This is a genomic window from Microcoleus sp. Pol7_B2, from assembly GCF_036701035.1.
GTDB lineage: Bacteria > Cyanobacteriota > Cyanobacteriia > Cyanobacteriales > Microcoleaceae > Microcoleus.
The window spans coordinates 1-8,722 of sequence record NZ_JAUBQB010000036.1; the positions used below are offsets into that span (position 1 = coordinate 1).

Consider the following 8,722-nt stretch of genomic DNA (forward strand, 5'->3'; position numbering starts at 1 on the left):
CCTGGCACATCTCTTGATGAAGTTATTCGTGCTTATTGTGCAGAAAGAGTGTCTCATACTTATTTGAAATGACTATACATAATCCGTTGCCGAACTTCCTTCGCCTCCAATTATTCGTTCATATTCTTGTACGTAGCAACAGCCGAAGGCGAACTCCGGTTTAAATAACGGAATATCCAATACTTAAATACCGTATCCAAGATAACGGGAAACGTCGCAATGAACAAAAATATGAACTGCCTATTTTCTGGCAGTCCCAAATGCCTCGATACACCTTCAAGAACTACTTCCCAACCATGAGGCGAGTGGAATCCCACAAACACATCTGTAAACAAAATAATTACGAAAGCTTTCGCACTGTCGCTGAGCCCGTAAATAACATCGTCCATGAAAGACTTTAAAATCTCAATCTCTTTCTTGTTAGTGACGATAATCGTGGCAAAGGCAATCAAGGAAATCAAATCGGCAAAAATATTTTTAATAGCTCCACCACTTTCAGATCGGTATTCCTCCGCTAGTTCAACTGCTTTCTCGGCAATCTTCTTTTCCGTTTCTTCTAAAGAAAGCGAGGGAGCAGTGCCTATTAACCTTTCAAATTTGAGGTGCTGCTCAAATCTCTCCAGTTCTTGAAATGCTTCTTCTTCCAGGTTAACATTTATGAAAAGAGGAGCATTTTCTTTGCCTCTAAAATGGTCAACCACCGGCCCGACTAAAAAGTTTTTGGAGATTTGATTCGTCAACAGCGGAACTAAAATCAAAAGCAAAATAAATCTGAGAGAAATAATTGTTTTTACTTTGGAATTGCGAAAATTCTTAACTACTTCTTTTTCTGCTCCAGGGTCTAAATCTTTAGTGATGCGATTCAAAGTTCCCAAAAGCGAGCGCGGTAATAAATTGACTTCTTCATAGTTAGTGTCAACCTCACCATCGTGAATCTTAACAGAATTAGCTGAACCTTTATTTTGGTCAAGTGGAGAGCTGCTATTTGTAGATTTAGCCTGCACATTTACTGAAGTGACAACCGGAACAATTGCCGTCGCTCTACTATTATTAATATACTTGTCGATGACTCCATCAATAAACTCTAGCTTCTCAAATATAAGGGATGCTCTATCTTTATTGTTGAGATGTAATCCATGCTGGTGATAATCAGCGCTGTGCCCCGTTTTCGGTTTGGCTCCAACTCGCTCCGGCAGTTCCAAAAAAGAACGGCTAGCATTAAACTCAACCATTCGGGTTTGGATGACCTTGAGGTATTTTTGCAGTTCGGATTTAAAGTAAGACAGGGTGCTTTGTCCGTAATCTCCCGATCGATCAGAGATTCCTTGACCGCCAAAATGCTCGTCTTCGATCGCCTTAATTGCTAACGCAGCATCGTAGGCCTGTTCTAGAGCCCTCTCAGGCGTTTCTCGATACCATTGGTGAAGGCTGTAGAGATATTTTACAATCCTGTTCCAGGGAGAAGTATTCATAGCTAAAGCTGGTTAGTTGGCTGTAGACATTAGTGATTAGAGTATTCACGGTATGGTAACAAATTTACATAAATTGACAACTGCTACGGAGGATTCAATTTGGATTCTCGGATCTGGCCGCAGTGGCAAAACCACTCGTTTAGTCGAGCAGTTCTGCATTTGGAGCAAAACTGTCAAGCCCTTGCCCACAAAAGTTTCAGGGCGATCGAGTTCCGGGCGGCGGCGGGCTGGACAAACTGCCCCAGCAATTTTAGTCTTAGCAGCTAACGGAGACAACCGGCTAGAATTGGCCGATCGCATCGCCGTCGCTACCGAAGGAAAATATACCTTTCACTCCACAACGCCCTTCGGTTTTTTTGAGCAGGAGGTATTGCTATTTTGGCCCCTGCTAGTTCAGTCGCTGAATTTGAGAGCTCAATTTCCCTTGCGACTGCAACCTGAAACAGAACTGGAACTTGCCGCGAGACTCTGGCGTCGCGAACTAGACGAAGGCATTTTGCAACAAACAGGGGTAAGTCCAAACCGAATGGTGCGTCGAACACTAGACTTATTACAACTTGCTGCTGTCAGCGGTACGCCCAGAGAAGAGATTCCCAGCATTCTGGAACAGGGATTTGCTATCTCAGGCGGCTCGACCAACCTGTGGATTAGCATGGGAGAGTTGCTGGAAAGGTGGCGGGAATGGTGCTTGACGCGGGGGCTCCTGACTTACGGGATTGTTTGCGAACTCTACTGGCGCTATTTGTTGCCGGATAGCAGTTACCAGCAGCATTTGGCCTCTAGATACCAAGCTGTGATCGCAGACGATGTAGACGATTATCCGGCGATAAGTCGCCATTTGTTCGATCGAATGCTCGACCAAGGTGCCGCGGGGGCGTTCTCCTACAATTCAGATGGAGGAGTGCGTTTGGGCTTGGGGGCTGACACGGAATACCTAGCCCGACTCGAAGACCGCTGTCAAAGCGTGGAAAATTTGGACGCCAAAGCCGGTTTAGCCCCAGAGATTGGAGATTTAGCGGTAAGTTTAGCAGTTAATTCAGAGGGTTTTTATCCTTTAGGCTTGAGTTTGCCCGGATCGGTTCGATCGCTCCAAACCACTTCCCGGGCTCAACTGCTGCGAGAAACAGCCGAAATCATAGTGGATGCGGTGAAGTCACAAGCCGTGGAACCGCAGGAAATCGCCGTAATTGCGCCCGGGATGGATGCGATCGCCCGTTACAGTTTAACGGAAATTCTCGCGCGAGATAGTATCGCCGCCGTATCTCTCAACGATCAGCGTCCCCTCTCGACTACCCCAGAGATTCGAGCTTTACTCACTTTGTTAGCCTTAGTTTATCCGGGACTCGGCCGTTTAGTCGATCGAGACGGCGCCGCCGAAATGCTGGTAGTGTTGGGCAGCCAGAAACACCGTTCATTGGAAGCAGAAGATTCCAACTCGACGTTCAATCTAAAATCTCACATTCACAATCAAAAATCGATCGACCAAGTGAGAGCAGGTTTAATCGCCGATCACTGTTTTTGTCCAGATATCGATCAACCTCAATTGCTGCCCATTACAGCCTTTCCCCGGTGGGACAGACTGGGACACCGAGCAGCCGGGGCCTACGAGCAGATTGTGGAGTGGATCGAACAACAGCGGTCGCAACAGCAGGAGCGGCTGTTGCCGAGTCCAATTGCCCTGCTCGATCGAGCAATCCAGAAATTTCTGATGAACGACAGATACCTCCCCTACGATCGGCTAGCAGCCCTGCGCGAGTTAATGGAAACAGCCAGCCACTACTGGGAAATCAACGGGCGAATGCAGCGCGTAGAACCAACAAACGGCGGCGACTCAGAAACGATCGCCCGGTTCATCCAGTTGTTGCGCCAAGGAACCGTCACCGCCAACCCCTTTCCAGTCCGTCCAGAAGGCCCAGCAGCCAGAGCTGTCACCCTCGCCAACATCTTCCAGTACCGCAGCAGCCGCCGCGCCCACAAATGGCACTTTTGGCTGGATGCCGGCTCGCCCCTGTGGCTGAGCGGTGGTGCGGCGACATTGTTTGGTGCTCCCTTATTTTTGCGAGCGCAACTGGGGCGTCCCTGGGAAACCGAAGAGGAAACAGCGGCCGACCAACAGCGACTGCGGCGAATTCTGCTAGATTTGTTAAGTCGCTGTTCCCTGCTTTACCTTTGCCACAGCGAACTATCCGTCAGTGGACAAGAACAAACCGGGCCGCTTCTGCCCCTAATTAACAGCTCTGTTTCTTGTCAGCAGTCAGCATAAGACAGTCGGCTTCTGAAGGCAAGAGGCACAGATGTATTCGTCATTGAACATTCGTAAAGAAAAAATTATGACGGCGAAGATTTTTATTTTTTCTGATTCTGGATAAATACACCGGGCTGACTCGCAGCCAGACTTCTAGGTTCTATCGAAATGGCGCGATATTAAAGTATACCCAAGATAGGCAGCAAAACCTGCAATCATTAATATTTTGAGATCAAAAGATGCCCAGCTTAAAAAATATCCATAGCCGTTGCAGTTTTGATTTAGTATGTTAGAAATGATGGGGTTATTAATCAATTTTAAGCCAGATTTGTGGCAACAAACTGATACTAATCAGTTCTTAAAGTTAATCGGGATCGTCGTTTAAAGGAGCCAAAATAATGCCCAGTGCAGTGCCAGCAGTAATTATACCAACACCAACACCAGAACCGCCAACACCGGAACCAGAAACGCCAACACCAGAACCAGAAACGCCAACACCAACACCAGAACCGCCAACCCCAACACCAGAACCGCCGACGCCAACTCCCTCCGGGGACGACACATTTGGTGGCATAGACGACACATTGGGCGGAGGCCAAGGTACGTCGCCCGGAATCATCGGCGGCGTAGTCCGCGGCGGAGAAACCAACGACTCCTTGGTTGGCAGTCCCGGGCCCGATGTGATTTCCGGGCTGCAAGGCAACGACAACCTGCAAGGAGGCGACGGCGACGATTTAGTATTCGGGGGAGATGATGACGACGTGCTGTTCGGCGCACCCGGCAACGACGTTCTCGACGGCGGTTTAGGACTCGATACGCTGTACGGAGGCAAAGGCAACGACTGCCTCGACGGGGCAAATAACCCCGACCTGCTGTATGGCAATGACGGCAACGACACGGTAATCGGAGGCGAAGGCAGAGACACGGCTTACGGCGGCAAAGGCAGTGACAGCTTGCGGGGAGGCTCTGGCGACGATAGCTTTTTGGGCGATCGAGGCGACGACATCGTGTGGGGCGACCAAGGTAACGACTCGCTCTTCGGCGGCGACGGCGAAGACTTGCTATTTGGCAACGAAGGAGGCGACTGGCTCTACGGAAACGCCGGCGGGGACACATTTTTTTCCGGCGACGGCGACGACATAGTATTCGGCGGTGACGGCGACGACATCGTGGACGCCGGTGCTGGCAACGACGTTATTTGGGGCGAAACAGGCAAAGACGTAGTGGCAGGAGGCGAAGGCAGAGATGTTTTCGTCATCGGTGCATTCAGTTCCCCCAGCGGCAGCAGCAGCGACGGCACTAACCCGGCATTTCTCACCACAGGCGGCCCAGATCTCGCCGATGCCGACATTTTCACAGACTTTCGCCAAGGCGAAGATTTAATCGGGTTAAGTGGCGACCTCAAGTTTGAAGATTTGGTAATCTTCCAAAGCACTGAGACCAAAGCTGGCAGTACAATTATTCGCAACGGCGTCAGCGGCGACTTTTTAGCAGTATTGCCCGGAGTAGACAGCAGAACCCTAGGGCGAAGCTCATTTGTAATTGCACCCACAGTTCCCGGCAGCGCAACTCCGCTTCCCCTGCCGACGCCGACAGACAGTCCGACGCCGACAGGAAGTCCGACGCCGCCGACACCCCCGACGCCGCCGACACCGCCGACACCGCCGACACCGCCGACACCGCCGACACCGCCAGACGAGCCAGACGAGCCGCGGCCTACGTTCCCGGGGTCGCCGACGCCGACAGACAGTCCGACGCCGACAGGAAGTCCGACGCCGCCGACACCGCCGACGCCCATCTTTAACCAACCTCCAAGAGCAGTTAACGACAACTTCACCACGGTTGCGGGTCAAGAACTCAGTTTCAACGTTCTGTTGAACGACACTGACCAGGAACAAAGCGCTCTGACTGTCACGACTTTTGCTCCAGCAAGCAAAGGGAGCCTGGTTCCCGTGGGCGGCGGCGTATTCAAATACACCCCGAATCCGGGCTTCTCGGGTACTGACAGCTTCAGCTACTCGATCTCAGACGGCAGCGGCGGCACAAGTAAGGCGGTAGTAACCCTCAACGTCAGTAGCCCGCCCCAGCTAATAATTAACGACGGTGTGGTGGTTGCCAAAAGTAATCCTACCCAGACAATCACCGCCGCCGATTTGTTAGTCACAGATCCCGACAACAGCCCCTTGGAAATTGTTTACACGATTACTAAAGCCCCCGATGCTACCAGAGGTTTTGTCCAAAGGGGTAGCACCTTTCTCAACGTGGGCGGCAAATTCACCCAAGACGATATCAACAACAACATCGTCAAATACAACTTGCTGGCAGCAGGTGGCAGCGACACTTTCACGTTTACAGCCTCCGACGGATCTGCAACTATCGGGCCGGCATCCTTCAGCATCACGGTGGTAGATAATATTGTCGATCGCAGTGCACTCCCGGCCAGCAGCTTTACAGGCAGCAACCTCAGCGACTTCATCCTCGGCGGGGCCGGCGACGATACCCTCGCTGGGGGCGACGGCAACGACATCATCGATGGGAGTGTCGGCAACGACCTCGAATTCGGTGAAGCAGGCAACGACTCGCTGGTGGGTGCGATCGGCAATGACACCGTTGACGGCGGACTGGGCAACGACACCGTTGACGGCGAAGACGGCATAGACTCGCTGATCGGCGGACTCGGCAACGACCTGATGTTCGGCGGCAATGACAATGACAACCTCTTGGGCGGTGACAACAACGACACCATTGAGGGCGGAACAGGTAATGACTCGATGTTGGGAGAATCCGGCGACGACTCGATACTTGGTGGCGCTGGGATCGACACCTTACTTGGTGGCATTGGCGACGACTCCCTCGAGGGCGGTGCAGGCGACGACATCCTCGACGGTGGACTTGGCAGAAACTTGGTCGACGGCGGTATCAATAACGATTCCATCTCCGGCGGCGACAACGATGAAACGATGTTGGGTGGAGAAGGCAACGACACGGGACTCGGAGGTTCGGGCAATGACTACGTGTTGGGCGAGGCCGGCAGCGACTCCCTCGACGGCCAAGCGGGCGACGACACTCTCGACGGCGGTGCCGGCAGCGACTGTCTCAGCGGCGCCTTCGGCAATGACTTGGTATTGGGCGGCGATGACAACGACTCGCTTTCCGGCGGTGCAGGCAATGACATTTTGGGTGGTGGCAACGGTTCTGACTTGCTCACGGGCGATGTTGGCAATGATTTCTTCTACTACGAAACTCCCAGCGAAGGCGTGGACGTGATTGCTGACTTTAACGCTAATGGCAGCGAGACCGACAGATTTTTGTTCAGGTCGTCAAATTTCGCAGGTTTAACCAACTCAGGAACTACTCTCGATTTCACCAGTTTTATCGTCAGGAATATCGGGTCTAGCGGCGACGACATCAGCAAGCAATCAGTCATTTTGTTTGAATCTAAATTTGATAACGCTCAAGCAATAAATGCAGTGTTGAAGAATCAAAAGGGTTCGAGCAAAACGGGAGCTTTCTTCGTGTACCTGAACAATACTTTTAACAAGTACGTTCTCGGCTTTGACCCGAATGTGGCAGATGACAGTCTCCCAGCTTTCGATTTGGGAGTGTTGAATTCTATTCCTACAGTGCCGGGAGCGCTCAGCACCGTCATTACTGCATCTGACTTTAAGTTTATTTAGTAGTTTTTGAGTAGCGTCGCAAGGAGGCGGAACAATGCCAGGTGCAGTACCACTAATTTTTCTCGAAGGGCGGCTACCCGATGAGAACGAGGATAGTTTGGATAGCGGCACCGTGCCGCAGCCTACGCCGTCGTCGGGAACGGAGCCGATGATGACGGGAACGCAGCCGATGATGACGGGGACGCAGCCTTCGCCGTCGTCGGGAACGCAGCCGATGATGACGGGGACGCAGCCTACGCCGTCGTCGGGAACGGAGCCGATGATGACGGGGACGCAGCCGGACATTTCGATCACCCCGGTGCCCCGGCCACCTCTGACAGTTCCCACGCCTCCCCCAGAGCCACTTTTTGTCGATGGCTTAGTTGTCGCAAATGACGGCAGTAACTATTTAATCGGCAGCTTGTTCAATGACACGATTTCCGGGCGTGCCGGCGACGACACGCTTCTGAGTCGGGACGGGGACGATATAGTCAGGGGCGAAGACGGTAACGATTCTCTCAACGGTGGCGCTGGTAAGGATATCGTTGAGGGCGGGCGTGGCAATGACACGGCGCGGGGTGGCAAAGGCGATGACTTGGTTTCTGGCGACCAAGGCGATGACGTAGCTTTTGGCGACCAGGGCAATGATATTGTCTTGGGTTCAGAAGGCAACGACTCGCTGTACGGCGGTAAAGGCAATGACTGTCTGCGCGGAGGTGGCGAGGACGACCTGATTTTTGGCGACAAGGGCAGTGACACTGTTTTTGGCGACACGGGTAACGACTGCCTGATTGGCGCTGGGGGCAATGATATTTTGTTGGGCTCCGAGGGCGGGGATGTTATCAGCGGGGGTGTTGGTAACGATACTGGTGATGGCGGCGAGGGTGATGACCTGATCTTCGGGGGCGACGGCAATGATTCTTTGTCGGGAGATGCTGGGGATGATATTCTTTCTGGCGATCGCGGGTCTGATACTCTGACAGGAGGCGAGGGATCGGATATCTTTGTTCTCGGTAGGGTGGGCACGTCGGCTGGCAACGGGTTTCTCACTACTGGCGGCCGCGAAATCGGCGATGCTGATGTAATTAGAGATTTTAATGCCGGCGATTCGATCGGTCTGGCTGGAGGTCTGAACTTTACAGAGTTAGAAATTTTCCAGGGTCAAGGCTCGAATTCTAGCAACACGATTATTAGGGACAGGCGAACTGGGGAATTTTTGGCGGTGTTGATTGATGTTCGATCGAACTCGCTAGATGAATCTCGGTTCACTACAGCTCAAATACCGCGCGTAAACGACAATCCCTTCACCATTGAGGGGACAACTCCTTCGACCGGCGGGACAGGTACTA

At 52.2% G+C, this 8,722-nt stretch carries 3 protein-coding genes and 1 pseudogene; 3 read left to right on the forward strand and 1 reads right to left on the reverse strand.

Going from position 1 to position 8,722, the window contains the following annotated elements; genetic code table 11:
* Positions 1-110: 110 nt before the first annotated feature.
* Positions 111-1,472 carry a proton extrusion protein PcxA gene (locus tag QUA57_RS15115; protein WP_333062078.1) on the reverse strand — a complete coding sequence of 454 codons (1,362 nt, stop codon included), beginning with the start codon at positions 1,470-1,472 and terminating at the stop codon, positions 111-113.
* Positions 1,473-1,524: 52 nt separating this feature from the next.
* On the opposite strand from QUA57_RS15115, the gene QUA57_RS15120 reads away from it, so the two are divergent.
* From QUA57_RS15120 to QUA57_RS15130, 3 genes and pseudogenes are all read left to right on the forward strand, one after another.
* Positions 1,525-3,735: a recombinase family protein gene (locus tag QUA57_RS15120; RefSeq protein WP_333062076.1), complete on the forward strand. Its 2,211-nt coding sequence runs from the start codon at positions 1,525-1,527 to the stop codon at positions 3,733-3,735.
* A 380-nt stretch (positions 3,736-4,115) separates the two neighbouring features.
* Positions 4,116-7,394 carry an Ig-like domain-containing protein gene (locus QUA57_RS15125; protein WP_333062074.1) on the forward strand — a complete coding sequence of 1,093 codons (3,279 nt, stop codon included), beginning with the start codon at positions 4,116-4,118 and terminating at the stop codon, positions 7,392-7,394.
* Positions 7,395-7,428: 34 nt separating this feature from the next.
* A pseudogene (locus QUA57_RS15130) lies at positions 7,429-8,722 on the forward strand (calcium-binding protein); the annotation flags it as partial.

Bases quoted from the DNA above. Each gene is read 5' to 3' on its own strand.
- QUA57_RS15125 (WP_333062074.1), top strand. From the start codon at position 4,116: ATGCCCAGTGCAGTGCCAGCAGTAATTATACCAACACCAACACCAGAA.
- QUA57_RS15120 (WP_333062076.1), top strand. From the start codon at position 1,525: ATGGTAACAAATTTACATAAATTGACAACTGCTACGGAGGATTCAATT.
- QUA57_RS15115 (WP_333062078.1), bottom strand. From the start codon at position 1,472: ATGAATACTTCTCCCTGGAACAGGATTGTAAAATATCTCTACAGCCTT.